The organism is Kitasatospora sp. NPDC043950 (assembly GCF_056435345.1).
Genome location: NZ_JBWKER010000087.1, coordinates 1 through 26168 on the forward strand (window position 1 = coordinate 1; position 26168 = coordinate 26168).

At 74.1% G+C, this 26168-nt stretch carries 20 protein-coding genes; 4 read left to right on the forward strand and 16 right to left on the reverse strand.

Going from position 1 to position 26168, the window contains the following annotated elements; translation table 11 throughout:
- Positions 1-143: 143 nt before the first annotated feature.
- The 3 genes from ispG to dxr all read right to left on the reverse strand — a co-directional run bounded on the left by ispG (position 144) and on the right by dxr (position 4115).
- The gene (gene ispG, locus AC07BF_RS35500; RefSeq protein ID WP_363586514.1) at positions 144-1304 is read right to left on the reverse strand and encodes a flavodoxin-dependent (E)-4-hydroxy-3-methylbut-2-enyl-diphosphate synthase; all 1161 of its coding nucleotides are present in this window, start codon (positions 1302-1304) and stop codon (positions 144-146) included.
- A gap of 143 nt (positions 1305-1447) precedes the next feature.
- Positions 1448-2752 carry a M50 family metallopeptidase gene (locus AC07BF_RS35505; RefSeq protein ID WP_363586513.1) on the reverse strand — a complete coding sequence of 435 codons (1305 nt, stop codon included), beginning with the start codon at positions 2750-2752 and terminating at the stop codon, positions 1448-1450.
- A gap of 133 nt (positions 2753-2885) precedes the next feature.
- Positions 2886-4115, reverse strand: coding sequence for a 1-deoxy-D-xylulose-5-phosphate reductoisomerase (gene dxr, locus AC07BF_RS35510; protein ID WP_478334464.1), 1230 nt, complete (start codon positions 4113-4115; stop codon positions 2886-2888).
- Between the two features lie 84 nt (positions 4116-4199).
- Between dxr and AC07BF_RS35515 the strand changes: the two genes are divergently transcribed.
- Positions 4200-4868 carry an NAD(P)-binding oxidoreductase gene (locus AC07BF_RS35515; RefSeq protein ID WP_478334465.1) on the forward strand — a complete coding sequence of 223 codons (669 nt, stop codon included), beginning with the start codon at positions 4200-4202 and terminating at the stop codon, positions 4866-4868.
- Positions 4869-4957: 89 nt separating this feature from the next.
- On the opposite strand, the gene AC07BF_RS35520 is transcribed toward AC07BF_RS35515, so the two are convergent.
- From AC07BF_RS35520 to AC07BF_RS35530, 3 genes are all read right to left on the reverse strand, one after another.
- Entirely contained in the window at positions 4958-6400 is a 1443-nt protein-coding gene (locus tag AC07BF_RS35520) for an aldehyde dehydrogenase family protein (RefSeq protein ID WP_478334466.1), read from the reverse strand.
- A 214-nt stretch (positions 6401-6614) separates the two neighbouring features.
- A complete protein-coding gene (locus AC07BF_RS35525) occupies positions 6615-8180 on the reverse strand; it encodes a PucR family transcriptional regulator (protein ID WP_363586511.1) in 1566 nt (521 codons plus the stop codon).
- Positions 8181-8333: 153 nt separating this feature from the next.
- Positions 8334-10430 carry an ATP-binding protein gene (locus tag AC07BF_RS35530; protein ID WP_363586510.1) on the reverse strand — a complete coding sequence of 699 codons (2097 nt, stop codon included), beginning with the start codon at positions 10428-10430 and terminating at the stop codon, positions 8334-8336.
- 240 nt (positions 10431-10670) lie between these two features.
- Between AC07BF_RS35530 and gabT the strand changes: the two genes are divergently transcribed.
- Together gabT and AC07BF_RS35540 are read left to right on the forward strand one after the other, a co-directional pair.
- Positions 10671-12011: a 4-aminobutyrate--2-oxoglutarate transaminase gene (gene gabT, locus AC07BF_RS35535; RefSeq protein WP_363586509.1), complete on the forward strand. Its 1341-nt coding sequence runs from the start codon at positions 10671-10673 to the stop codon at positions 12009-12011.
- Positions 12012-12501: 490 nt separating this feature from the next.
- Complete coding sequence (locus AC07BF_RS35540; RefSeq protein WP_478334467.1) at positions 12502-13170, forward strand: phosphatase PAP2 family protein; 669 nt, start codon at positions 12502-12504, stop codon at positions 13168-13170.
- Here the strand turns inward: AC07BF_RS35540 and AC07BF_RS35545 are convergent.
- Complete coding sequence (locus AC07BF_RS35545) at positions 13143-13475, reverse strand: DUF2218 domain-containing protein (protein ID WP_363586507.1); 333 nt, start codon at positions 13473-13475, stop codon at positions 13143-13145. The genes AC07BF_RS35540 and AC07BF_RS35545 overlap by 28 nt on opposite strands.
- 167 nt (positions 13476-13642) lie before the next feature.
- Here AC07BF_RS35545 and AC07BF_RS35550 point away from each other — a divergent pair, with 167 nt between their 5' ends.
- The gene (locus AC07BF_RS35550; RefSeq protein ID WP_478334468.1) at positions 13643-14275 is read left to right on the forward strand and encodes a MarR family winged helix-turn-helix transcriptional regulator; all 633 of its coding nucleotides are present in this window, start codon (positions 13643-13645) and stop codon (positions 14273-14275) included.
- Positions 14276-14354: 79 nt separating this feature from the next.
- Here AC07BF_RS35550 and AC07BF_RS35555 read toward each other — a convergent pair whose 3' ends face one another.
- The 9 genes from AC07BF_RS35555 to AC07BF_RS35595 all read right to left on the reverse strand — a co-directional run bounded on the left by AC07BF_RS35555 (position 14355) and on the right by AC07BF_RS35595 (position 25925).
- On the reverse strand, positions 14355-15083 hold the full coding sequence (locus tag AC07BF_RS35555) for a ZIP family metal transporter (RefSeq protein WP_363586539.1): 729 nt from the start codon (positions 15081-15083) through the stop codon (positions 14355-14357).
- 334 nt (positions 15084-15417) lie between these two features.
- A complete protein-coding gene (locus AC07BF_RS35560) occupies positions 15418-17133 on the reverse strand; it encodes a restriction endonuclease (RefSeq protein WP_400989468.1) in 1716 nt (571 codons plus the stop codon).
- 114 nt (positions 17134-17247) lie between these two features.
- Positions 17248-19155 carry a hypothetical protein gene (locus AC07BF_RS35565; RefSeq protein ID WP_400989470.1) on the reverse strand — a complete coding sequence of 636 codons (1908 nt, stop codon included), beginning with the start codon at positions 19153-19155 and terminating at the stop codon, positions 17248-17250.
- 270 nt (positions 19156-19425) lie between these two features.
- Complete coding sequence (locus tag AC07BF_RS35570; RefSeq protein WP_363586503.1) at positions 19426-19740, reverse strand: cupin domain-containing protein; 315 nt, start codon at positions 19738-19740, stop codon at positions 19426-19428.
- A gap of 124 nt (positions 19741-19864) precedes the next feature.
- The gene (locus AC07BF_RS35575) at positions 19865-20521 is read right to left on the reverse strand and encodes a YigZ family protein (protein ID WP_363586502.1); all 657 of its coding nucleotides are present in this window, start codon (positions 20519-20521) and stop codon (positions 19865-19867) included.
- Positions 20522-20686: 165 nt separating this feature from the next.
- Positions 20687-21976, reverse strand: a complete 1290-nt coding sequence (locus AC07BF_RS35580; protein WP_363632041.1) for a DUF6986 family protein — start codon at positions 21974-21976, stop codon at positions 20687-20689.
- A gap of 137 nt (positions 21977-22113) precedes the next feature.
- Complete coding sequence (locus AC07BF_RS35585) at positions 22114-23697, reverse strand: DUF2637 domain-containing protein (protein WP_363632040.1); 1584 nt, start codon at positions 23695-23697, stop codon at positions 22114-22116.
- A 201-nt stretch (positions 23698-23898) separates the two neighbouring features.
- Positions 23899-24564, reverse strand: coding sequence for a response regulator transcription factor (locus AC07BF_RS35590; protein WP_063347646.1), 666 nt, complete (start codon positions 24562-24564; stop codon positions 23899-23901).
- Positions 24516-25925: a sensor histidine kinase gene (locus tag AC07BF_RS35595; RefSeq protein WP_363586499.1), complete on the reverse strand. Its 1410-nt coding sequence runs from the start codon at positions 25923-25925 to the stop codon at positions 24516-24518. The genes AC07BF_RS35590 and AC07BF_RS35595 overlap by 49 nt, the downstream gene beginning before the upstream one ends.
- Between the last annotated feature and the right edge of the window lie 243 nt (positions 25926-26168).

The window sequence follows — 26168 nt, forward strand, 5'->3', positions numbered from 1 at the left end:
GCCTCCCCCCCCCCCCCCCCCCCAACCCCTCCCCCCCCCCCCCCCCCCCCCCCCCCCCCCCCCCCCCCCCCCCCCCCCCCCCACACCCCCCCCCCCCCGCTTCCGGAAGACTGCGCGCGGCGCACCGCGCGGACCCTGTGTGGTCAGTCGGCCGCGACGACGGTCGGCGTACCGGCCTCGACGCCCGCCTCCTGCATCTGCTCGGCGAGCTTGAGCGCCTCCTCGATCAGGGTCTCGACGATCTTCGACTCGGGGACGGTCTTGATGACCTCGCCCTTGACGAAGATCTGGCCCTTGCCGTTGCCGGAGGCGACGCCGAGGTCGGCCTCGCGGGCCTCGCCCGGGCCGTTCACGACGCAGCCCATGACGGCGACGCGCAGCGGCACCTCCATGCCCTCCAGGCCGGCGGTGACCTCCTCGGCCAGCTTGTAGACGTCGACCTGGGCGCGGCCGCAGGACGGGCAGGAGACGATCTCCAGGCCGCGCTGGCGCAGGCCGAGCGACTCCAGGATCTGGTTGCCGACCTTGATCTCCTCGGCCGGCGGGGCGGAGAGGGAGACCCGGATGGTGTCGCCGATGCCCTCGGCGAGCAGCGCGCCGAAGGCGACCGCGGACTTGATGGTGCCCTGGAAGGCGGGGCCGGCCTCGGTGACGCCGAGGTGCAGCGGGTAGTCGCAGGCGGCGGCCAGCTGGCGGTAGGCGTTGATCATCACGACCGGGTCGTTGTGCTTGACCGAGATCTTGATGTCGCGGAAGTCGTGCTCCTCGAACAGCGAGCACTCCCAGAGCGCGGACTCGACCAGGGCCTCGGGGGTGGCGCGGCCATACTTCTCCAGCAGGCGCTTGTCGAGCGAGCCGGCGTTGACGCCGATCCGGATCGGCACGCCGGCGTCCCTGGCGGCCTTGGCGATCTCGCCGACCTTGTCGTCGAAGGCCTTGATGTTGCCCGGGTTGACGCGGACCGCGGCGCAGCCGGCGTCGATCGCGGCGAAGACGTACTTCGGCTGGAAGTGGATGTCGGCGATCACCGGGATCTGGGACTTCTTGGCGATGATCGGCAGCGCGTCGGCGTCGTCCTGGGTGGGGACGGCGACCCGGACGATCTGGCACCCGGATGCGGTGAGCTCAGCGATCTGCTGCAGCGTGGCGTTGATGTCCGAGGTCACGGTGGTGGTCATCGACTGCACCGAGACGGGAGCGTCACCGCCGACCGGTACGTTGCCGACCATGATCTGCCGGGATACACGGCGCTTGGCGAGCGGCTTGAGCGGCAGGGACGGAATACCGAGCGAGATCGCGGTCATGTGCGCAGGGTTCCCCGGGGTTGAGGTGTGGTCGACCGCCCGGCCAGTGGGACGGCCGAGGCCGGGCGCGCCTCGATCGCGCACCCGGCCTCCACGGTACGGCACGGCGCCGGACCCCAGCACACCCGCCGTACCCGAACGCTCTAGCTGATCTTCACCGGGTTCACCAGGTCGGCGACCATCACCAGCAGGGTGAAGCCGATGAAGACGCTGGCCACGACGTACGCCACCGGCATCAGCTTGGCGACGTCGAAGGGCCCGGGATCGGGCCGCTTGAACAGCTGAGCGAATCGGCGGCGGACCGATTCCCACACCGCGCCCGCGATGTGGCCGCCGTCCAGTGGGAGCAGCGGCAGCATGTTGAACAGGAAGAGCGAGAGGTTGATCCCGGCCAGCAGGTTGACGAACATCGCCACCCGCTGGCTGGCGGGCAGGTCCATGCTCACCAGTTCACCGCTGACCCGGGCGGCGCCGACCATGCCGATCGGCGAGTCCGGGTCACGCGGGGAGTCCCCGACCACGGCGTTCCACAGACCGGGGATCTTGCCCGGCAGCGCGGCCAGCGACTTCACCCCGTTCTCGGCCATGCCGACCATCCGGTCCAGCGACTGCCCGAAGCTCTGCTGGACGACCCCCTGCTTGGGGGTGAAGCCGAGGAAGCCGGCCTGCACGGTCTGGCCCTTGAGCGGCACGCCGTTGCCGTCGTACTTCTGCACGTCGTTGACGGCGATGACGGGCTTGAGGACGAGTTGCTGCCCGCCCCGGTCGACCAGGATCTCGACCTGCTGGCCGGCCGACTTCCGGATGTCCGCCTGGAGCTGGTCGTAGTCGCGGATCCGGTCCCCGCCGAAGGAGAGGACCTTGTCCCCCTGCCGCAGCCCCACCTCGTTGGCGGGGGTCTTGGGCGCGTCCGCGGGGCACACGTCGGTCGGCGAACCGGCCTTGACCACGCACTGGGCGACCGAGCCGATGGTCGGCACCGCCGTCGAGACGCCGAAGCCCATCAGGACCGTCAGGAACAGGCCGAAGGCCAGGACCAGGTTCATGAACGGCCCGGCGAACATGACGATGACGCGCTTCCACGGCTTGCGGGTGTAGAACAGCCGGTGCTCGTCGCCCTCCTGGAGCTCCTCGTAGGAGGCCTCCCGGGCGTCCTCGATCATGGTGCGCCAGGGGGAACTGCTGCGCTTGGTGATCCGGCCGTCCGCACCCGGCGGGAACATCCCGATCATCCGGATGTAGCCGCCCAGCGGGATCGCCTTGAAGCCGTACTCGGTCTCGCCCTTCTTCCGCGACCAGACGGTCGGGCCGAAGCCGACCATGTACTGCGGCACCCGGATGCCGAACAGCTTGGCCGTCGAGAGGTGGCCGAGCTCGTGCCAGGCGATCGAGACGAGCAACCCGACCGCGAAGACCAGGATGCCGACCACCGTCAAAACCATTGCCACCGCTGGCCCTCCGTCATGCCGCTCCGCTCGTCGTCTTGTCTTACCGCAGTCACGCCCGGCCGGACACCCGGTACGGGTACACCCGGCCGGAAACGGCCCACGCCGTCAACCCGCCGCCGTCAGCCCGCCGCCGTCAACCCGCCGCCAGCTCGCGGGCCCGGGCGCGGGCCCAGTCCTCCGCGTGCAGGACGTCCTCGACCGTCAGGGAAGTTCCCGGCACGGGCGTGCCGTGCTCGGCGACGACCTTGGCAACAGTGTCCACGATTCCCGTGAAAGCGAGGCGCCCCTTCAGGAACGCCTCCACGCACTCCTCGTTGGCCGCGTTGAAGACCGCCGGCGCGGTACCGCCCAGGGTGCCCACCTCGCGGGCCAGCTCCACCGCCGGGAAGGCCTCGTCGTCCAGCGGGAAGAACTCCCAGGTCGCGGCCTTGGTCCAGTCGCAGCCGGGGGCGGCGTCCGGCACCCGCTCCGGCCAGCCCAGACCCAGCGCGATCGGCATCCGCATGTCCGGCGGGCTGGCCTGCGCCAGCGTCGAACCGTCGGTGAACTCCACCATCGAGTGCACCACCGACTGCGGATGGACCACGACCTCGATCCGGTCGAAGGGCACGTCGTACAGCAGGTGCGCCTCGATCACCTCCAGGCCCTTGTTCACCAGGGTCGCCGAGTTGATCGTGACCACCGGGCCCATCGCCCAGGTCGGGTGCGCCAGCGCGTCCTGCGGCGTCACCCCGGCCAGCTGCTCACGCGTCCGGTTGCGGAACGGACCGCCACTGGCCGTCACCACCAGCTTGCGGACCTCGGCCCGGGTACCGCCCGCCAGCGCCTGGAACAGCGCCGCGTGCTCGGAGTCCACCGGCACGATCTGCCCCGGCCGCGCCACCGCCTTCACCAGCGGGCCGCCGACGATCAGCGACTCCTTGTTGGCCAGCACCAGCACCCGGCCCGCCCTCAGCGCGGCCAGCGTCGGCCGCAACCCGATCGACCCGGTGATGCCGTTCAGCACCGAGTGGCACTCCATCGCGGCCAGCTCGGTCGCCGCGTCCGGCCCCGCCAGCACCGCCGGCAGCGCAGCGCCCGCCGCCTTCGCCGCCAGCGCCGCGCGCAGCGCCGGCTCGGCCGCCGGGTTCGCCACCGCCACCGTGTGCACGCCCAGCCGCAGCGCCTGCTCGGCGAGCAGCTCCACCCGGCCGCCGGCCGCCGACAGGGCGACCACCCGGAACCGGTCCGGGTTGCGGAGCACCACGTCGATGGCCTGGGTGCCGATCGACCCGGTCGAACCGAGGATCACCAGCTCCCGGGGGCCGGAAGGGTCCTGCACGGTGGGCGTGAACCGCAGCTGCGGGTGGGCGAGCGAAGTCATGCGCCCATTGTGTCCTGCCCGGGGCCCCGCGCAGGACGCCTCCCGACAGGACGCCGGTCCGCGCCCCGGGCTACCGTCGGAGCCATGCGTACCGTCATCGCCGGGGGCCACGGACAGATCGCGCTGAAACTCGAACGGCTGCTCGCCGCGCGCGGCGAGCAGCCCGCCGGGATCATCCGCCGCCCCGAACAGGCCCGGGACCTCACCGACGCCGGCGCGGAACCGCTGCTGCTCGACCTGGAGTCCGCCACCGCCCCGCGACTCGCCGAACTGCTCGCCGGCGCCGACGCGGTCGTCTTCGCCGCCGGCGCCGGACCGGGCAGCGGCGCCGCCCGCAAGAACACCGTCGACCGCGACGCCGCCGTGCTGCTCGCCGACGCCGCCGAACTCGCGGGCGTCCGGCGCTACCTGATGGTCTCCTCGATGGGCGCCGACGCCCACGCCCAGCACCCCGCCGACGAGGTCTTCGAGACCTATCTGCGGGCCAAGGGCGCCGCCGACGACGCCGTCCGGGCCCGCACGGCCCTGGACTGGACGGTGCTGCGCCCCGGCCGCCTCACCGACGGCCCCGGCACCGGCCTGGTCCGGCTCGCCTCCTCGGTCGCGCGCGGCGCCGTGGACCGGGCCGACGTCGCCGCCGTCCTCGCCGCGCTGCTGCGCGCACCGGGCACGACCGGGCAGACGCTGGAGCTGGTCGCCGGCGACACCGCGGTCGAGGAGGCCGTCTCCGTCGCGGGCGGACACAACGGCTGACACGGGCGGACACGACGACTGAGCCGACCGGGCCCCGGAACGGGCGAAGGGCCCGGTCACCGGACCGGGCCCCTCACTCACGGGTTCGCTCAGAGGTCGAGGCCGCTGAGGACCAGGACCTTCTCGACCGTGTAGTCGTCCATCGCGTACCGGACGCCCTCACGGCCGACGCCGGAGTCCTTGACGCCGCCGTACGGCATCTGGTCGGCGCGGTAGGACGGCGCGTCGCCGATGATCACACCGCCGACCTCCAGCTCCCGGTGGGCGCGGAAGGCGGTCTGCAGGTCGTGCGTGAACACGCCCGCCTGAAGGCCGAACGCCGAGTCGTTGACGGCCGCGAAGGCCTCGTCCACGCCGTCCACCCGGTGCAGCGACAGGACCGGGCCGAACACCTCGGCCTTGGCCAGGATCGCGTCCGCGGGCAGCTCGGCCAGCACGGTCGGCGCGTAGGTCGCACCCTCGCGGCCCCCGCCGGCGAGCACCTTGGCGCCCTTGGCGACCGCGTCGTCCACCCAGGACTCCACCCGCTTCGCGGCGTTCTCGTCCACCAGCGGGCCGACGTCCGTCGCGTCGTCGTTCGGGTCACCGGTGACCTGGTCCTTGACCTTGGCCACGACCTTCTCCACCAGCGCGTCGTACACCGACGCGTCGGCGATCACCCGCTGCACCGAGATGCAGGACTGGCCGCCCTGGTAGTTGGCGAACATCGCGATCCGGGTGGCCGCCCAGTCCAGGTCGGCCTCCGAGGACCAGTCGGCGAGCACCACGGCCGCGGCGTTGCCGCCCAGCTCCAGGGTGCAGTGCTTGCGCGGCACCGAGTCCATGATCTGGTAGCCGACCTTGTCCGAACCGGTGAACGAGATCACCGGCAGGCGCTCGTCCTGCACCAGCGCCGGCATCCGGTCGTTCGGCACCGTCAGGATGCTCCACGAACCGGCCGGCAGGTCGGTCTCGGCCAGGATCTCGCCCAGCACCATCGCCGACAGCGGCGTCGCCGGGGCCGGCTTCAGGATGATCGGGGCACCGACCGCGATCGCCGGGGCGACCTTGTGGGCGACCAGGTTCAGCGGGAAGTTGAACGGGGCGATCCCCAGCACCACACCGCGCGGGAAGCGGCGCACCACCGCGAAACGGCCCACGCCGCCCGGGTCGGTGTCCAGCCGCATCGTCTCGCCGTTGGTCCGGCGGGCCTCCTCGGCCGCCCAGCGGAAGACCGACACCGCGCGGCCGACCTCACCACGGGCCCACTTGATCGGCTTGCCGTTCTCCGCGGTGATCAGCTGGGCGAGCTCCTCGGTGCGCTCGGCCAGGCGCTTGGCCACGTGGTCCAGCGCGGCCGAGCGGACGTGCGCCGGGGTGGCGGCGAACACCGGCAGCGCGGCGACGGCGGCGTCCAGCGCCTCCTCGACCTGGGCCTCGGTCGGGATGCTCACCTTGCCGACCAGACGGCCGTCCCAGCTGTTGTGCACCTCGAAGTCGGCGTCGCCGCTCGCCCGTCGGCCGGCCAGCCAGAAATCGTACGTGGTGGTCACCGTGGTACCGGCCCTCTCCTCGTCGTCATCGGGCCCACGGGTGTGGGACCCGAACCCGAGGGTAGGTGGGGCGGCGCACCGACCGGATTGGCCGACTCGGAGCGTTCGCCCCCGACGCTGCTCCATCCCGTCCAGGGCCTCCCGGGCTGAGCCCGGACGGGGCCCGGTCCGGTGCGGCTCGGTGCGGCCCGGCTCGGTGCGGCTCGGGTGCGACCTACTCCTCGCCGGAGCGCAACGCCAGCCACAGCTCCATCCGCACGTCGGTGTCGTCCAGCGAACGCCCCAGCAGCTCCTCGACCCGCCGCATCCGGTAGCGCAGCGTGTGCCGGTGCACCCCGAGATCGGCCGCCGCCGCGTCCCACTGCCCGTGCCGGGACAGCCACGCCCGCAGCGAGGCCACCAGATCGCCGCGGGCCGTCCGGTCGTGCTCGCGCAGCGGCCGCAGCAGCCCCTCGGCGAACGCCGTCACCGCGTCCTCGCCGAGCAGCGGCAGCAGCGACCCCGCACCGACCTCCTCGTGGTCCACCGACCGCCGGCCACCGCGCAGCGCCACCGCCAGCGCCCGCTCGGCCTGCGCGTGCGCCGTCCCCGCGTCCTCCAGCGCGGCCGGCGCCGACACGCCCAGCGACAGGCCCTCGTGCTCCTCCACCGCACCCAGACAGGCCCGGTGCACCGCCCCGTTGTCCAGCGCCAGCACCATCAGCCGCGCCCCGTGCGCGCCGTCCTCCCGCGCCACCAGCAGCTTCTCGCCCACCCGGGCACCCGCCTGCTCGGCCCGGTCCCCCAGCTCCCCGAGCGCCTCCGCGGCCTCCGCGTTCGGCCCGGCCCCGGCCACCAGAACCCGTATCGTCCCCTCCGGCATACCGCCGAACAGCCCCACCGCCACCTGGCGGGCCGTCGCCACCTCGCCCGCCAGCACCATCCGCAGCAGCGCCGCGCCCATCCGCTCCTCGGCCTGGCGCAGCTCGCGCGAGCGCTCCAGCGTCAGGGTCAGCAGCGCCACCGCCGCGTTCAGCACGTACCGCTCGGTCGGGGTGATCCGGTCCTCGGTGCCCACCGCCAGGAAGCCCCGGGCCCGCCGGTCCGCCCCCAGCGACTGGACCACCACGTAGTCCTCGTCCGCCGTGTCGATCCCCGGCGCCCGCCCCTGCAACGCGGCGCTCGACGGCGCCGGACGCCGGCGCAGCCGGTCCACCTCCGCCGCCAGCCGCCCCGCCCGGCGCGCCGCCCAGTCCGGCGCCACCACCGACAGCGCCCCCGAGCCGTCGTACAGCGCCGCCCAGCCGCCCAGCCGGGCCGCCAGCCGGCGCACCACCGCCGTCGTACCGTCCTTGCCCAGCGCGGCCCGGGTCAGCTCCTCCTGCGCCTCGAAGGAGGTCGTCACCGCCTCGTACTGCTCCGCGGCCAGCGCCGCGGACACCACCTTGCTGATCGCGATGAACGGCGTCGGCTCCGGCACCCGCAGCAGCGGCAGCCCCCGCTGCGCGGCCGCGTCCACCAGCGGCTGCGGCACCTCCGTGTGCGACAGCCCCACCCCCAGGCCCAGCCCCACCACCCCGGCATCGGCCAGCCGGTGCACGTACGCCTGCAACTGGGCCGCCGTACGGCCCAGCTTGATCCCGGTGGTGAGCAGCAGCTCGCCACCCTCCAGGAACGGCGTCGGGTCGTCCAGCTCGCTGGTGTGCACCCAGCGGACCGGCCGCTCCAGGTGGTCCGCGCCGGCGAGGACCGTCAGATGGAGCGAACTGTTGCGGACAACGGAGGCGAGTGTGGGGGGCATGGCACCTTCGGGGGATCGACCTGACCGCGCCGTTGCGGCCGGGCGAGGAGAGGGCAATGGGACAAGTGAGAGTCTCTCCCCCTCATTATGGACGCTCCGGACAACCGGCACTGCCGAATCCACCGTGACGGCGAGCTTCCGCCCCTCGCCCCGTCAGCCCCGAAGATCCACCAGCAACGGCGGCACCTGCTCCCCCGACACCGCGGTCAACGACACCACCGCGTGCCCCGCCGGCAGCGCGTGCGCCAGATCCGACGGCGACCAGCGCAAGCGCTCCACGTCCCGCGTCGTCACCGACTCCGTCTGCGCCGCCGTCCCCGACAACGCCCGCCGCCCCAACCGCCCGGCCCGCCGCACCACGCCGCCCGAGGTGTCGGGCGTGTGGGTCACCGCGGTCTCCTGCACCAGGTGCGTCCCCCAGGCCTCCGAGAACAGCCGGCCGTCCCACGGCGCGATCCCCGGGAACGCCATCCGGCAGCCGACCGCGCCGAACAACGGCGCCCGCAGCGCCTCCGGCAGATCCACCAGCGTGCGCAGCAGCAGCACCGCGCCCGCGTTCGCCCCCCGCATCCGCTGCACCCCGCGCACGGCGGTCGCGTCCAGCGCCGCCGAGGCGTCGTCCACCACCAGGCCGGCGAACAGCGAACGGTCCGTACGGGCCCCCGCCGCCTGCACGAACTGCCCCACCACCAACCGGGACAGCATCCGCGCGGCCTCCGGATGGCTGCGCTCCGGCAGCTTCACCCGCACCCGCAACGGATGGTCCAGCACCCGCATCGCGAACGGGGGCCGCCCGGTGCCGTCCGTCGCGAAGGCGCCCTCGAAGGCCGGCCGGTCCAGCAGCGCCAGCCGGTCCGCCAGCAGCGCCCCGGGATCGTCCGCCCGGCCGCGCTGACGCTCCCGGTGCTCCAGGTCCCGCTCGTACACGGCCAGCCGGCCCGCCACCCCGAGCGCCTTCACCAGGGCCGCCAGCACGTCCGGCTCACCGGCCAGCAGCGCCCGCAGCTCCCGCACCCCCGGATAGCGGGCGTACGCGGCGTGGAACGGGCCCACCACCTGCTGCAGCGCCGTCCGGGCGTTCTCCGCGCGCGCCGTCAACTCGTCCGGCAGCAGCGCCTCGGCCAACCGGGCGGCCGCCTCGTCCGGATCCTGCGCCGCACCGTAGAGGTCCAGCCCGTACACCGACGCCGGATCACCGGGCGCGATCACCACGTCGTACCAGGCGTCCGGGCCGAGATCCGCGTCCGCCGCCCCCACCACCACCACGCACGCGGTGCCGGCCAGCGCCTGCAGACACAGCGCCTCCGCCACCGGCCGCGCCAGCCGCGCCGTCTTCCCCGTCCCCGCCGGACCCACCGCCAGCAGCGACGTGCCCAGCAGCGCCGGATCCAGCGCGAAACCGGCCGCCCGATGACTCAGCGGGTTCTTCGGCACGTCCTGGGCGGTCCCGAGGCAGACCTGGCCCAGCAGCAGATCGTGCCGCTCACCCCGGTCCGCCAGCTCCCGCGACTCCGAAGGGTGCGCGAAGGCCGCCCCACCGCGCGCCACCACCTGCTCGACGAAGGCCGGCACGAACGCCGGATCCGCCTGCGCCGACTCCCACGCCCGCTGGATCCGCACGTAGTCGACGTCCCCGACCGCCTCCCGCTCCAGCCGCCCCGCCGCCTCGGCCGCCCCGCCCTGCCGCAGCCCGCCCCACGGGTCCAGCCGCCGCACCACCTGGGCCACCGCCACGCCCTCCTCCGCGGGCTGCTCCTGCGTCACCGCCCGCGACAGCAACGGCGACACGTACCGCCGCCACACCTCGGGCCAACGGCCCATCCGGCCGAAGAGCTTGATGACGACGCCGATCACGAGCGCGTTGACCACCAACAGCGTGAACATGGCCTCGGACTCGGACGGCGACGCGAGCGGGCCGATGCCGGCCTGTCCGCCGAACCACACGAGCACGTACATCAGAAGCTGCGTGCCGTAGAGATAGGCGAACCACCCCACCACCGCGTTGAGTCCCGCCCGCAGGAGCAACGGCCAGGCCGCGACCTGGGCCGCCTCCGCCCGCTCCGGGTCGATCGGGCGGTAGCCCAGCCGGTAGACGCCGGGTTCGGCTTCCGGGCGCGGGGCCGCGGCCCAGGTGGGGAGGTCGAAGGCGGGGGCCCCGTCGGTGCGGGTGCCGGGCCGCTGGTGCGGCATGGGGGCCGGGGGTCTGGTGGTGGTCCGATCGGTGTGGTGGTGTGCCCCGTCGTGCGCCATGTACGGCCCCGCTCCCTCGCCCGCCCGGCCCGATCGCCGTCGGTGCCGCCATACCCATGCCGCCGTACCGGCGACACGCCCGCGCTCAATGTAGTGGAGCGGGGCCTGCTGGTAGTCGCACCACCCGCGCTGGCCGTGCCGGACAAGTCGGACGGCTCAGTGCTACCGAGTGGCGCATGCCCGGCCGGGGAGGGCGGCCGTAGCCTGCGAAGCACCGAGCCGAGAAGTCTGGAGAACACCATGAGCGCCGCAACGCCGCTCCCGCAGGAGCGCCGCCTGGTCACCGCGATCCCCGGTCCGAAGTCGCAGGAGCTGCAGGCCCGCAAGCTGGGTGCGGTGGCGGCCGGTGTCGGCACCACCCTGCCGGTGTACGTGTCCCGTGCCAACGGCGGCGTGCTGGAGGACGTGGACGGCAACTCGCTGATCGACTTCGGCTCCGGCATCGCCGTGACGAACGTCGGCAACAGCGCCGAGGCCGTGGTGGCGAAGGCGAGCGAGCAGCTGGCCGCCTTCACCCACACCTGTTTCATGGTGACCCCGTACGAGGGTTACGTGGCGGTCGCCGAGCAGCTGAACGAGCTGACCCCGGGTGACCACGACAAGCGCACCGCGCTGTTCAACTCGGGCGCCGAGGCGGTCGAGAACGCGGTGAAGGTGGCCCGCGCCTACACCAAGCGCACCGCCGTCGTGGTGTTCGACCACGGCTACCACGGCCGTACGAACCTGACCATGGGCCTGACGGCGAAGAACATGCCGTACAAGCAGGGCTTCGGCCCGTTCGCCCCGGAGATCTACCGGGTGCCGGTGGCCTACCCGTACCGCTGGCTGACGGGTGCGGAGAACTGCGCCGCCGAGGCCGCCGCGCAGGCGATCGAGGTCATCAACAAGCAGATCGGCGCCGAGAACGTCGCCGCGATCATCATCGAGCCGATCCAGGGCGAGGGCGGCTTCATCGAGCCGGCCAAGGGCTTCCTGCCGGCGATCGTGGAGTACGCGAAGGCGAACGGCATCGTGTTCGTCGCGGACGAGATCCAGACCGGTTTCTGCCGTACCGGCCAGTGGTTCGCCTGTGAGGACGAGGGCATCGTCCCGGACCTGATCACCACCGCGAAGGGCATCGCCGGCGGTCTGCCGCTGGCGGCGGTGACCGGTCGCGCCGAGATCATGGACGCCGCGCACGCGGGCGGTCTGGGCGGCACCTACGGCGGCAACCCGGTGGCCTGTGCGGCCGCGCTGGGCGCCATCGAGACGATGAAGGAGCAGGACCTCAACGGCAAGGCGCAGCGGATCGGCGAGATCATGCTGGGCCGCCTGCGGGCGATGCAGGAGAAGTTCGACATCATCGGCGAGGTCCGCGGCCGCGGCGCGATGATCGCCGTCGAGCTGGTGAAGCCGGGCGGCAAGGAGCCGAACGCGGAGGCCACCGCGGCCATCGCGAAGGCCTGCCACGCCGAGGGCCTGGTGGTGCTGACCGCCGGCACCTACGGCAACGTGCTGCGCTTCCTGCCGCCGCTGGTCATCGCGGAGCACCTCCTGGCCGAGGGCCTGGACATCCTGGAGGGCGCTTTCGCCGCCGTCTGAGCGGTGTCGCCCGTCAGGTCGTGAACCCCCTCCGGAGGGTTGTCCGGACAGCGCTGAACGGCCCGTGGGGACCTCTGGTCCTCGCGGGCCGTTCGGTTGTCACCGGCCGGTCGGACGGACCCGCCGCCCGGTCGGGCCAGGTCGTCGGGGCTCCCGGAGGGCCGCCCGGAGCGGGGTGAAGATGATGTGGGGAATCGCTGAAGGCGCTCGGCGCGGAAAGGCTGTTGACGTAGTGTCATCGCAGATGGACAGCGAGCCGCAGCCATGGGCGGAGCCGCCTGCGGGGTCGCCCCCGACGGCGGGTCCGCATGCGTGCCGCGAGGACGACCAGGCCGCCCCGGGAGGGGTGGCACCCACCGAAGACCGATCGACCGACCGTCCGACCCACACCCCCCGGGGCGCACGGAACGGCGATCATCAGAGCCGCCCCGGAGCTCTCCCCCCTGCTCCGGGGCGGCTGTCCGGCGTTCCGGGCCGGGTGGCCCGCTCGGTGGCCGTGCCGCTGACGGCGGCGGTCGTCCTGCTGCTGGTGTCGTGGCAGGTGGCGGTGGACGGCCCGCTGCTCGGATGGGACCGCGCGGTCCGCGGAGCCGTCCGGACCGCCCACCGGGACCACCCCAGCGCACTGCTGGACCAACTGGGCCGGATCCTGTCCGACCTGGGCGACAGCGTGCCCGCGATCCCGGTGCTGCTGGCGGCCGGCGTGCTGGCCGCGTGGCGGTGGCGCCGGACGGGGGCGGCGGGGCGCTGGTGGCTGCCGCTGCCGGTGGCGGCGCTGACCGCCGGACTGATCCCGCTGCTGGTGGTGCCGGCCAAGGCCGCGTTCGCCCGGCCGGGCCCGCTCGGTGATCCGCTGACGCCGGAACAGTGGGGCTGGTACCCGTCCGGGCACACTGCCACCGCGTCGCTCTCGTACGGGGTGGCGGCGCTGCTGCTGGTGCGGGTGGCGGGACCGTGGGCGGCGCGCCTGCTGACGGCGGCCGCGGTGCTGCTGGCGGTGGGCGTCGGCGCGGGGCTGGTGTGGAGCGACTTCCACTGGCTGCTGGACGTGGTGGCCAGCTGGTGCCTGGCCGCCCTGGTGCTGTGGGGGCTGGCCCGGCGACTGCCCCGGCCGGGCGGCGGGGGCGGCGGTCAGGCCTCGGGGTCGTCGTTGCGGTGAACGAGGCCGGTCTCGCCGTTGTCGCGGTGCCATTCGATGACGAGTTCGTCGCGGGCGCCGAAGCGGACGAGGTGGCGGCCGACGACGTCCTCCAGGCCGGGCAGGTTCTCCCGCTCGCCCTCGACGGTGAGCAGCAGCGCGTCGGGCCGGGCTTCCAGGGTGGCGGTGCCGGCGCCGAAGACCAGGGTGCCGCGGCCGGTCTCCTCGGAGAAGGTGGCCTCGATCTTGCGGCCCATGTGGGCGGCGAGCTGCTTGGCGTAGCGGACGGGGCGGTCGGTGGTGACGCGGGCTTCGGAGCGGGGCACGGGCCCTCCAGGATCCGGGGAGGGAACTTAGGGTCCCCTCAGTTGGGGCTACGCTAACCCAGATACTGAGCCAAGCTCAACATTTTTCTCCGGGCGCCGTCCGCTGTCGGCCACCGGCCCCGGACCGGCCGATACCCTGGGGCGGACGCCTGCCGAGGAGACCGCCGATGACCACCACGCCGACCGACCCGGCGGACCCCTCCCCCGGCCCGCCCGGCGCCCCTGCCGAGGCGGCCGCCTCGGACACCGCAGGCTCGGACACCGCAGGCTCGGGCACCACGGCTTCGGACACCACCGCCTCAGACGCCACCGCCTCGGACACCGCCGCCGAGCTGGCCGACACGATGACCAGGGCGATCAAGCGGATCCGTCGGCAGACCGGGCGGCAGTTGGAGCCGTACGGCATCACCCCCGGCCAGGCCCGGGCGCTGAACACCCTGGCCCACGCGCCCGGCTGCGAGCTGCCGGACCACCCGATGCGGCTGAGCGACCTGGCCGAGCGGCTGCACATCGCCCCGCGCTCGGCGACCACCGTGGTCGACGCGCTGGAGGAGGCCGGCCTGGTCGAGCGCAGGCCCGACCCGGCCGACCGGCGGGCGGTCCGGATCCTGCTGACCGAGGCGGGCCGCGCAGCGGTCGAACGGATCGGGCAGGTCCGGCACGAGGTGGCCCAGGAGTACTTCGGCGAGGTCAGTCCCGACGAGCAGGAAGTGCTGCTACGAGTGCTGCGCGCCGCCGAGGCCCGCTTCCTCGCAGCCGGTCCACCACCGCGGACGGCGCCCCCGGGCGCGGCGCGGTGATGCGGGAGCGGTCGGCGGCGCCGGGCGGTCCGCCGCGTCAGGCCCCGTCCCGTCCTGCCCTGGCCCTGCCGAGCCAGGCCTAGTTGGCGAGGCCGATCACCAGCCACATGAACCCCACCCCGGCGACGGTGCAGAGCAGGGTGCTGCGGGAGGGGTGCGGGCTGTGTGCCTCCGGGAGGATGTCGGAGGTGGCCAGGTAGAGCAGGAACCCGGAGAAGAAGCCGAGGTAGAGGCCGAGCAGGTGCTCGGGGATGGTGAAGGCCAGGGTGATCGCGGCGCCGGACACCGGGGCCAGCGCGTCCGCCGCGAGCAGCGCCAGCGCCCGCCGCCGGTTGTTCCCGTAGAGCCGGGTGATCGTGTACGTGTTGAAGCCGTCGGCGAAGTCGTGGGCGACGACGGCGATGGCGACGACCGTTCCGACCGTGGTGCCGGCCTGGAAGGCGGCGCCGATCGCGAAGCCGTCCATCACGCTGTGCCCGACCAGGGCCAGCGCGGCGGTCAGGCCGACGCCCTGGCGCCCGGCGTGGTGGGCGTGCGCGTGCTGGTGGCCGTGGGTGTGCTCGGCGTACTCGCTCTCGTGGCCGCGGTGGATGGCGACCGCGCGTTCGACCACGTGGATGGTGAGGAAGCCGACCGCGAACATCAGCAGCGCCTGCGGCACACCGTGTACCTCGTCCGGTGCCTGGCGCATGGCCTCGGGCAGCAGGTCGAAGGCGACCACGCCGAGCATGAGGCCGGCGGCGAAGCCGAGCACGAGGTGGCGGCGGTCACCGGTTCGCTGGGCGACGAAGCCGCCGATCAGGGTCATCAGGAACGCCCCGGCGGCGACCAGGACGGCGGTCACCGGGCCGCCTCCGGGTGGGTCGATCCGCCGTGCGGGCGCCGGCGGGTGCCGCCGTGTGGTCTGCCGGGCGCTCTGCCCATTCCTCTCCCCCTGGGGTCCGCCCGTGGCCGGGCCGACCGCCGACCGTATCGGACGACCGTTCGACGGTGATCGCCCGGGGTGCCGCTGCTCCGCCGGTGCCCGTTCCCCAGCCTCGGGTCGGGTGCGGGGGCGCGCCCGCCGGGCGGTCCGTCGGGGTGAGCTGCGAAGACGGGGACGGGGACGAGGACGAGGGTGGGGGCGGGGACCGGAGGTGGGGTCAGCGGCCGGCGGCGAGGGGCAGGCCGAGGTGGGTGCGGGCGAGTTCGCTCACGCCGTCGCCGTCGACCAGGTGGATGTGCCGGTGGCTCTCCTCGCCGGTGAGGTCGAGGGCCTCGTCGGCGAAGCGGCCGGTGGTCAGCCGCAGGCCGCGCTCGGCGGACTCCTCCTGAACGGCCTCGGCCAGGGTGGCGATCTCCTCCGCGCTGACCGGCGTGGCGCCCCGGGAGGCCCAGACCACCCAGCGGCCGGGCAGAGCGCTGCCCGGGGCCCCCTCGCCGGTGGCGACCAGTCCGGCCGGGCCGCGCAGCCGCACGCTCCACTCGGCGAGCCCGCCGCGGGTGAGCAGGTCGCGCACCAGCTGGGCGAACTCGTTCGCGGACAGATCGGGTGCGGCCGGTACGGCGGCACCCGCCTGCGCGGCGGGCTGCACGCCCACGCGGCCGTACGGGTCCGGGGTGACGGCGGCGCCGAGCTGGCGCAGCCGGACGAGCGCCTCGTCCTGCTCGGCGTCGGCGTAGACGCCTTCGTCGTCGCGCTCCTCGTACGGGGTGGCGGGCGGCAGCAGCCGGGTGCGGGCCAGTGCGTCGCGGTCGGCGTCCACGCTGACCAGGCAGAGCGGCTCGGCGGCGCCGGGCTCGCGCAGCCAGCCGTTGAGCACGACGCCCGCGAGTATCTCGTCGGTGTCGACGGCGTCGGCGGCCTGGAGGGCGCGCAGGGCGAGCCGGGCGACCAGGCGCAGATAGTCGGTGGCCCGGTCCGCCGGCGGGCGCGGGACCGGGACGATGTCGCCGTCCGGGGCGAGCCGGTAGCCGGTGAGCGAGGGCACCAGGTCGAGCGGCGGCAGGTCGAGGTCCAGCACGGCGGTGCGGGTGAGCGGGCGGAAGACCGCCCGGCAGGGGGCGGGCAGGTCCTGGGTGGCGGTCTCGGCGGCGGCGAGCGCCCGCTCCAGCAGAGACTCCACGGCGGCCGGCTCGGACAGCCGGTAGGCCCGCCGGCACTCCTCCAGGCTCTCGTTGTATTCCCGCACGGCGCGGGCCCGGGCCTCCTCGGCCGCCTCGTGGACGCGCCGGGACTCGTCGGCGGCTGGGTTGCCGGCCTCGGCCCGGCGGGTGCGCCACTCGCGCAGGGAACGCTGGTGGGCCAGCCGGGCCTGGGCGAGTTCGCGCTGGTAGCCGGAGTCGAGCAGGCGGCGGGCCGGGGCGCCGTCGGGGTCGGCGGTGGCCGGCCCGGCGGGCGCGAAGTCCGCCCAGCGGGGCTCGGCCTCACTGCCGGTCTCCGGCCCGTCGGCCGGGTAGGGGCGGGGCTCGTAGTGGCGCAGCTGGCTCTCGAAGTCCATGGCCGAGACGGGCAGTGCGGCCCGCCGGAGCAGGTCGGCCAGCCGGTCGTGCTCGGCCTGGACGGTGAGCGTGCGGTGGTGGGTCAGGGCGGCGGCCCGGCCGTGGGCGGCGATGGACTCCTCGGGCTCGGCCGGGCCGTCGCCGGACGCCGCACCACCGGACGTGCCGTCATCGGACACGTCACCACCGGACGCACCGTCATCGGGCATGACGTCACCGGACGTACCGGGGGCGGCCGGGCCGGGGCCAGCGGCGTCCGGGTCCAGGCCCTGCCCCTGGTCGGTGTTGAGCTCTCTGAAGACCGAGGCGAGGAAGCCCGGCCGGGGGAACTGGACGGTGGCGGTGCCGTCGGGCTGGCCGTCTGCTGAGTGCTGCATCGGTCGTCGTTCCCCCATGCTCGTCCGGCGCCTGCCCGGGGCGGCCGGCGACCCTGCGGCCCGCCCCTGCCGGACATTGTCCACCGAACGGGCGGCAGTGGTCAGCCCAGCCTCTCAGTTGGTCCGGGTGTTGGTCAGGTGCAGGCCGATGTAGCCGACATAGATCCGGCCACTGCCCGAGCAGTCGTCGAGGTAGTGCAGCCGGGGCGCGGTACGGCCGCCGCCGATCCGCAGGTGTGCGCCCATGAAGGCGCGCCGGGAGGCGTCCACGCTCTCCGGGACGGGCAGCATCCGTTCGCGCTTCCACTTGGTGTGACTGAACACCGTCCGGGACTCCCCGCGCACCGCCTTGCGGGGCGGGAAGTGGTGGCAGCCCTCCGGGGTGTGCTCGCACCACTGTTTGAAGTCGCCGCCGGCCGCGCCGCGGACCGCCGCCTCGGCGTACTCCTGAAGGGCGGTCAGCCCGTCCCAGGCGAGCCGGGCCCAGCCCGCGCCGGAGCACCGGAGCCCGTCCAGGGCGAGCGCGTTCTTCTGGTCACCGGTGAAGGTCAGCAGCGGGAACTCGTCGATCCTGGCCATGAGTTCGGTGAAGGTCTCCGGCTTCGCGGGCCGGGCGGACGGCTTGGCGGCGAAGTGCCCGGCGGCGCCCTGGAGGATGCAGTGGCGCCCGGTGAGGGCGCGGGAGCCGGCCCGTACGTGGCCGTCCCGGCTGTCCCGACCGTCGTGGCGCTCGCGGAGCTCCGGACGGTCGCGGCCCTCATGACCCTCGCGGCCGTCCTGCTTGTCCCGGTTCTCCCGACCCACGCGGTTGTCCCGGCGCTCGTGGCGCAGGGTGCGCCGGACCCGCTCCAGCTCGTCGGCCCTGGCCTGCTGCTCGGCCCGGTCCTGCTGCTCCTCCCGGACCAGCGCGGCCAGCTCGGCGCGGGCGACGGCCGGGTCCCCAGCCGGGCTGACGGCCGCGCGGGGAGGCGCCGGGGCGACCCGCAGCACCGGGACGGCCGCCAGCGGGGGCGGCAGCGGCAGGTCGGCGGCGAGCCGGCGCGGCTCGCGGGCGAGCAGCCCGGCCGCACGGCGGATGTCCTGCTCTATTCGCCCCCGGGCGAGCACCGGGTGCCGGGCGCCGTCGCACCGGGAGGCGGGGTCGACCTCGGGCAGGTAGGTGCGCACCGCTCCGCCGTAGACGCTGTGGTACTCCAGCGCGACGTTGAACCCCGTCCGGGCGCCCGGGTCCAGGACGTAGGCGGTGGCCAGGCCGGGCAGCTGGTGGCAGAGCGGGCGGACGACGTCCTCGACCCAGCGGTCGAGCGGGAGGTACACCGGGACGCTGGCGACCACGACGGGCAGCCGGCGCTCCGGGTCGCAGAGCTCGTCGATCAGGCCGTCGACCTCGCCGGCGGTGATCACCCGGGGAGCCGGGTGGACGGCGGCCGGGCCGTCGGTGGCGTCGAGCAGCGGCAGGAGGGTGCGGGCGAGTTCGGGCACCGGCACCCGGCAGGGGGTCCGCACGCCGTTGCCGGTGCTGTGCGTCTCGGCCTCCAGCCGGACCCAGGTGGGGCCGTCGGCCCCGGTGGCCACGGTCAGGGTGAGCTGCTGGGTGCCGTGCGGGGTCGGGGTGCGCAGGCGTCGGCGGTCGTAGCGGCCGGCGGCCGGGCCGCCGCGCAGCGGGCCCCGGTCTCGGTCGAGCAGGACGCGGTCGCCCAGGCGCAGTCGCTCGGCGGCGGGGGCCGATCGGGACTGCGCCGGTCCGGACGTCGTCAGTCCAGGGGGCGTCAGTTCGGGCGGTTCCGGTCGGCTTGGAGCCGTCCCCGTCGAGGCCGATCCGGCCGGGGGCGGCCCGGTGAGGGCGCGGGGAGCCGGCGGGGGCTCCTCGCAGCCTTCCTGTTTCAGCCAGGCGGCGAGCTGCTCGTCAGCCAGGGCGACGGCCTCGCGGTGCGGGAGGGTGGTGGTGACGGTCATCCGGTAGGGCGTCGCGGGGCCGGTCAGGTCGGCGCCGGCGGGCGACGAAAAGCGGTCTGAGGTCATGCGCATACCTCCGTGGTGCGGGGTGGGGTCTGGTGTCCTCCATCGATGGGTTATTCGTCCGGTTCGGCCGGATCCTTGCCCAGGAAACGCCACGGCCCGGAGCGGAAGTTCCAACTCCGGGCCACGTCAATACGTTCGGGTGAATCTGCTCAAGCCGCGCACCGCGTGGCGCGGCTCCCGGTCCGACCCGCCCTCATCGCCGGGCGGCGGGCGACAGGCGACGGGCGACGAGCGACAGCACCGGAGCGGCCCTGCTCGGACATCGGCGGGTCAGGCCTCGGCGGGCCGGGCACCGCTGCGACTCCACTCGGGCTCCGCGACCGGCACCGCCAACGCGCAACCGGCCGGGGCGGCGTAGCTCGCGATCAGCACCACGGGCTCGTCCCCGAGGTTGCGCCCCACGTGGACGTGGACCGGTCCGGCCTCCTCGACCAGCGAGTCCCCGGCCCGGCTGACCTCGACCCGGCCGTCGTGCAGGGTCCGGGTCAGCGTCCCGGACAGCACCACCACGTCCACCCGGCCCGGGTGGTAGTGCCAGCCGGTGCTGGCCCCCGGCGGCAGGGTGACGGTCTGGACGACGGGCATCTCGGGGCGGCTTCCTGCTCGACGACCGGACCAGGCTAGGCACGCCCCGCAAGGCTCCGAAACGGATCGGCCGCGATCTGGCCGAATAGGTGGCCGAAAGCGCCGCCGCCCGTCTGCTCCGGCATCAGACCGGCACCTCGACGTACGTCCGGCCGGCCGGGACCGCGACGGCGGTACCGCCGGTCGCCTCGGCCAGCCAGGCGTGGAAGGCCGGCACCTCCGGCTGCGGTACGCCCACCTCGATCCGCACCCCGGCCGGTTCGTAGGCCAGGTCGCTGACCGTGTACCCGGCCGCCCGCAGGTCGTTCTCCACCCGCCCCGCGCGCACGTGGTCGGCCGTCACCGCGAGCAGCGCCACCGGCCGCCGCTCCAGCAGACCGACCTCGTCCACCGCCTCGGACACCGCGTTCCCGTACGCCCGCACCAGGCCGCCCGCGCCGAGCTTGATGCCGCCGAAGTACCTGGTCACCACGGCGGCGGTGTCGGTCAGGCCGCGTCGGCGCAGCACCTCCAGCATCGGCACCCCGGCGGTGCCGCCGGGCTCGCCGTCGTCGCTGGAACGCTCGCGGCGCTGCTCGTCGCCGACCACGAAGGCGGTGCAGTTGTGCCGCGCGTCCCAGTACTGCTTGCGGATGCCGGCGATGAAGGCCTGCGCCTCCTCCTCGTCGGCGACCCGGGCGAGGTGGCAGATGAACCGGGACTTCTTGATCTCGGTCTCGTGACTGCCGGCCCGCCGGATGGTGAGGTACGGCCTGGCGGTCGGTTCCGGCGTGGCGGACATGACGCGGTGGTTCTCCCGGAAACGGCGACGGCTGGCGGCGCACACCCCGGGCGTCCCGGGGCGGCACCGCCAGCTTAGGGCGTGTCTTGTGGGTCAGGTCGGTCCCGGCCTGACCCACAAGACACGCCACAGGCCCTGGCCGGGCTTCGTCGGCCGGTCACGGGGTCAGCGCCCGGCCAGGGCGTCCAACCGGGCGCGGTCCAGGCCGGTCAGCGCGGTGACCTCGGCCGGGTCGACGGCGCCGCAGTCCAGGCCGCGCAGCAGGTAGCCGCTGAGCGCCCGGGCGGTGGCCGGCTCGTCCATCACGTCGCCACCCGCCTTGGCGACGTACGCGGCCAGCCGGGCCGCGGCGGCCGCCAGGCCCTCGCGGTAGAAGGAGTACACCGCGACGTAGCGGGTCGGCAGGTGCGCCGGGTGCATGTCCCAGCCCTGGTGGTAGGCGCGGGCCAGCGAGCGGCGGACCAGGTCGTGGTGGAGCTTCCAGGCGGCGTGCACCTGTTCGGTGGAGCCGGTCGGGATGACGTTGGTCGAGCCGTCGGAGAGCCGGACCCCGGTGCCGGCCGCGGCCACCTGCATGACCGCCTTCGCGTGGTCGGCGACCGGGTGGTCCATGCTCTGGTGGGCCGCGCTGACGCCGCAGGAGGCGCTGTAGTCGAAGGTGCCGTAGTGCAGCCCGGTGGCGCGGCCCTCGGCCGCCTCGATCATCCGGGCCACGGTGGCCCGGCCGTCCGGGCCGAGGATGGCCTGGGTGGTCTCGATCTGGATCTCGAAGCCGATCCGGCCGGCGGGCAGCCCGGCACGGCGCTCGAAGTCCTCCAGCAGCCGGACCAGCGCGGTGACCTGCTCGGCGTAGGTCACCTTGGGCAGGGTGAGGACCAGGCCGTCCGGCAGGCCGCCGCCGGCCAGCAGGGTGGCCAGGAACAGTTCCAGGGTGCGGATGCCGCGGTCGCGGACGGCCGCCTCCATGCACTTGATCCGGATGCCGAGGTACGGCGGTGCGGTGCCCTCGGCCACGGCGGCGGCGACCAGTTCGGCGGCGCGAACGGCGGCGGCGTCCTCCTCGGCGTCCGGGCGGGGTCCGTAGCCGTCCTCGAAGTCGATCCGCAGGTCCTCGACCGGCTCGCGCTCCAGCTTGGCGCGGACCCGGGCGTGCACGTCGGCGAGCAGTTCGTCGTCGGCCACGCCGAGGGCACGGGCCAGCTCGGCGGGGGTGCCGGCGTGGGTGTCGAAGGCCTCCAGGGCCTGGCGGCCCCACTCCCTTACGGTGTCGGCGGCGAAGGCGTCGGCCGGGACGTAGACGGTGTGCACCGGCTGCCTGGTCCCGGTGTCGCCGGGGTAGCGGCGCGCCAGGTCGGCGTCGACCGGGGCGAGCAGCGCCTCCACGGCGGCGCGGGCGGCGGCGGAGAAGGAGGCCCCGCCCGTCGGTCCGTTACCGTCGACCTCGACCTGCGACATCCGCACTCCTCCACGCCGGACCAGCACTTCAACAGTTTGTTGAGGCGAAGGTAGCTCCGGTCGGACCGGGCGTCAATGGCCGACCGAGCGGTGGGCGGAGGAGCATTCGACGGAGCGTCCGGCCGAGGCGGCCCGGGTCAGTCCCTCCCGGCGGCGGCGTAGCGGTCGCGCAGCTGCGGGTAGAGCTCGGCGACGTCCTTGGGGTGGACCGAGCCGTCCGGGCGGTTGCCGGTGACGCCGTACTGCTTGGTCAGCCACTCGGCGAGGCGCTGTGGGTCGGGCTGGTGCTCGTGGTTGTCCATGTAGCTGACCAGGGCGTCATAGGCCAGGTCCGGATCCAGCCGGGACGGAGCCGAGCGGGGCGCGGACTCCTCGTCGTGGACGGGGAACTGCTCGGCCGCGACGAACTCCTCGCCGTGGACGGGCTGCTCGGCCTGAGCGGGCTGCCCGGCCGGGACGGGCTGCCCGGGGTGGCGGGGCTGCGGCTCGGCGGCGAGCCCCGCCGCCTGAGCGACCTGGGCCTGGGGCTGCTGCGGGAGGACCGGCTCCTCGGCGACCGGGCGCGGGGGCTTGAACCACGGCGAGGCCTGGCCGGGCACCCGCCCGCCGGGGGCGGCGTCGGACGGGTGGCCCGTGGTGCGCACCGGGCGCTCGGTCCACACGTTCAGCTCCTCGCGGTGCGGCTGCGGGGCCTCCTGCGCCACTCCGTCCGGCTCCTGCGCGGCGCGCAGCCGGACGGCCGCCAGCTTCGCCAGCATCGGCGCGGCCACCTCGGCGGACATCGGCGCGACGGCGACCGGAGCCGGGGCCGGGGCCGGTTCGGGCTGGGGTTGGGTCTGGGCCTGGGGTTGGACCTGCTGTATCTGCTGCGGCTGCTGGACCGGCTCCGGGCGGGCCGAAGCGGGAGCCGGGGCGGCGGCGACGGGAGCCGCGGGCGCGGCGGCCTCGGCCTGGGCGATGGCCGTGGCGGCGCGGCCGTCCTGCCGCTGGAGCTCCAGCGCCTCCTTCTCCGCCAGAACCTCCCGAGCCTCGCGCTCGCGCGCCTCCTCGTCCAGACGGTCGAACAGCGTCGGGTCCAGCGGTACCCCGTACTTGGCCAGCTTGAGCGGCAGCAGGGCCTGGATCGGCGCCGAGCGGCGCCAGCCGCGGCCGTACCGGAAGCGCAGCTGCGCCCGGTAGACCAGGCGGTTCTGCTCCAGCCGGACGACCTCGTCGTAGGAGCGCAGCTCCCAGAGCTTCATCCGGCGCCAGAGCTTGAAGGTCGGCACCGGGGAGAGCAGCCAGCGCATCACCCGGACCGAGTCCATGTGCCGGTCGGCCGTGATCGCCGCGATTCGGCCGACCGCGTGCCGGGAGGCCTCGACCACGACCACGAAGAGCACCGGGATGACGGCGTGCATCCCCATGCCAAGTGGATCGCCCCAGGAGGCGGCCGCGTTGAAGGCGATGGTGGCGACGGTCAGCACCCAGGCGGTCTGCCGCAGCATCGGGAAGGGAATCCGCAGCCAGGTCAGTACCAGGTCGAGCGAGAGGAGCACGACGATGCCGGCGTCGACGCCGATCGGAAAGGCGTAGGAGAAGGCCCCGAAGCCCTTCTCCTGGGCCAGTTCGCGCACCGCGTTGTACGAGCCCGCGAAGCCGATGCCCGAAATGATGCAGGCGCCGGCCGCGACCAGGCCGAGCAGGCCCCGATGGGCCTTGGTGAGCGTTGGGCGTGCCATTACGTCTATCAACCCCTGGATGTCGGCTGCTGCCGTACGCTGCCTCGGCTGCCGGTTCCCGCTTGTCGGGGCGCCGGACGGCTGAGCGACCTCCGGGCTCGGCCCACCGGAGTTTACTCGTACACCTGTTTCAGCGTTTCCGCAGCCTGGCGTGTCACCGTCCGGGGCTGACGACCGGCCCGCCGTGGACCGGGCGGATCGTCAGCCCTTCGGCCCGGCCGTTCCGTTGAGGTAGGTCAGCACCGCGAGCACCCGGCGGTTGGCGTCCTCGGCCGGGGCCAGTTCGAGCTTGGTGAAGATGTTGGCGATGTGCTTGGCCACCGCGCCGTCGCTGACCGCCAGGCGGGCGGCGATCGCCGAGTTGGAGCAGCCCTCGGCCATCAGCTCCAGTACCTCGCGCTCGCGCGGGGACAGCCGCAGCAACGGGCCGGGCCGACGCGAGGTGATCTGCATCAGCTTCGCGATCACGTCCGGGTCCATCGCCGTTCCGCCGGCCGCCACCCGGCGGACCGCGTCGATGAACTGGTCGGCGTTGAACACCCGGTCCTTCAGCAGGTATCCGATCCCGCCGGTGCCGTCGGCCAGCAGTTCCCGCGCGTACAGCTGCTGGACGTGCTGCGACAGCACCAGCACCGGCAGGCCCTGGATCTCCTTGCGGGCCTTCAGCGCCGCCTGCAGCCCCTCGTCGGTGAGCGTCGGGGGCAGCCGGACGTCGACCACGGCCACGTCCGGCCGGTGGGTCAGCAACGCCTCCAGCAGTTCGGGGCCCGTCTCCACGGCCGCGGCGATGGTGAAACCGTGCGCTTCCAGCAGTCGGATCAGGCCTTCGCGAAGGAGGTAGAGGTCCTCGGCGAGGACAACTCGCACGGCAGCTCCAAGGTGATGGTGGTCGGACCGCCCGACGTGCTGTCGATGGCGAGGACACCGTCGAAGGTACCCAATCGCCGCTCGATCCCGCGCAGGCCGGTGCCCCGGGACGGATCCGCCACGCCCACCCCGTCGTCCGTCACCGTGATCCGCAGGAGCCCGGCCCGGTACAGGATGTCCACCCACACCTGCTCCGCCCCGGAGTGCTTGGCCGCATTGGCCAGCAGCTCGCAGATGCTGAAGTAGGCCGCCGCCTCCACCGGCGCCGGTGGACGGTCCGGCAGGCTCACGCACACCTCGGTCGGCAGGGCGCTGTCCAGCGCCAAGGCGCGCACGGCGTCGCCCAGTCCACGCTCGGCGAGCACCGGTGGGTGAATGCCGCGAACGAGGTCCCGCAGTTCCTGGAGCGCCCGGGCCGAGGACTGCCGCGCCTCGGAGAGCAACTCCCGAGCTGCTGCCTGATCGGTGTCCATCAGGTGCTCGATCGTGCCCAGCGTCATCCCTATCGCAACCAGTCGCGCCTGCGCGCCGTCGTGCAGGTCCCGCTCGATCCGCCGCAGCTCCGCCGCCTGGTCGCCGACCGCGTCCGCCCTGGTCTCGGTCAGCTCGGCCACCCGCCTGGTCAGCTGGGCGTGCGTCGCCCGGCCGTCCTGGTCCAGTACCCGGCGGGCCACCTCGGCGTACCCGCGCACCGCGTACGGCGCCACGAGCACCCCGACCGCAACCATGCCGAGCCCGAGCGCGGCGCTCAGCAGGACCGACACCAGGCGCGCGGGCACCGGCCCGAACCCGTCCACAGGCAGCGGCGTCAGGATGCAGGCCACGCCCAGCACCATCAGAATGGCCACCGGACCCGCCAGCGCCACCACCAGGACGGGGCTGATGGCCAGCCAGGCCACCTCCGACCGGGTGGTCCGGTCCCGGGCGCCCCAGTGCAGCAGTTGCGCGTACTTCGCGACCGTCCGGGAACGGTGGTACGAGTAGCCCGTCCACCAATGCCCACGTTCGTCCAGCTCCAACGCGGGCCGGGGCTGGTACACGGCCGGCAGGCGGATGCCGTACCAGCGCTCCAGCTGCTGGCGCGTCCGGCTCGCCGTCCGGCGCACGAACAGGACCGCCACCAGGGCGCCGGCGACGGCCGCCACCGCGAGGCCGAACAGGACCACCGGGTAGTAGGAATCCTGGAAGACCGAGGCCGTGACCCCACCTGCCGCCACCGCCGCTCCCACCGGCAGCACCAGCCCCGGCACCGCGCCCACCACCAGGAGGGCCAGCCGCACCAGCCCCTGGCCGCCCGACGCGACGGCCGCCTCGGCCTGCGCGCGCACGGTCACGCCGCTCGTTCGACTCGCTGTTGCCACGGAAACTCCTGATGCCGGTCTCGATCGTCCTCCACAAGTGTTCACGAACGACCCGCTCCAGGCACTGGCCATGCCACCCCAATTGCGAGGTGGTCCTAGCACCACCTGCGGGTGGACATAGCCCGAGCGGATTGTTGAGATTATCCGGAAATGCAAAGAACCCCCATCCGGTTTCCCGGATGGGGGTTCTCTGTGAATGATTGTTCGGCGGCGTCCTACTCTCCCACAGGGTCCCCCCTGCAG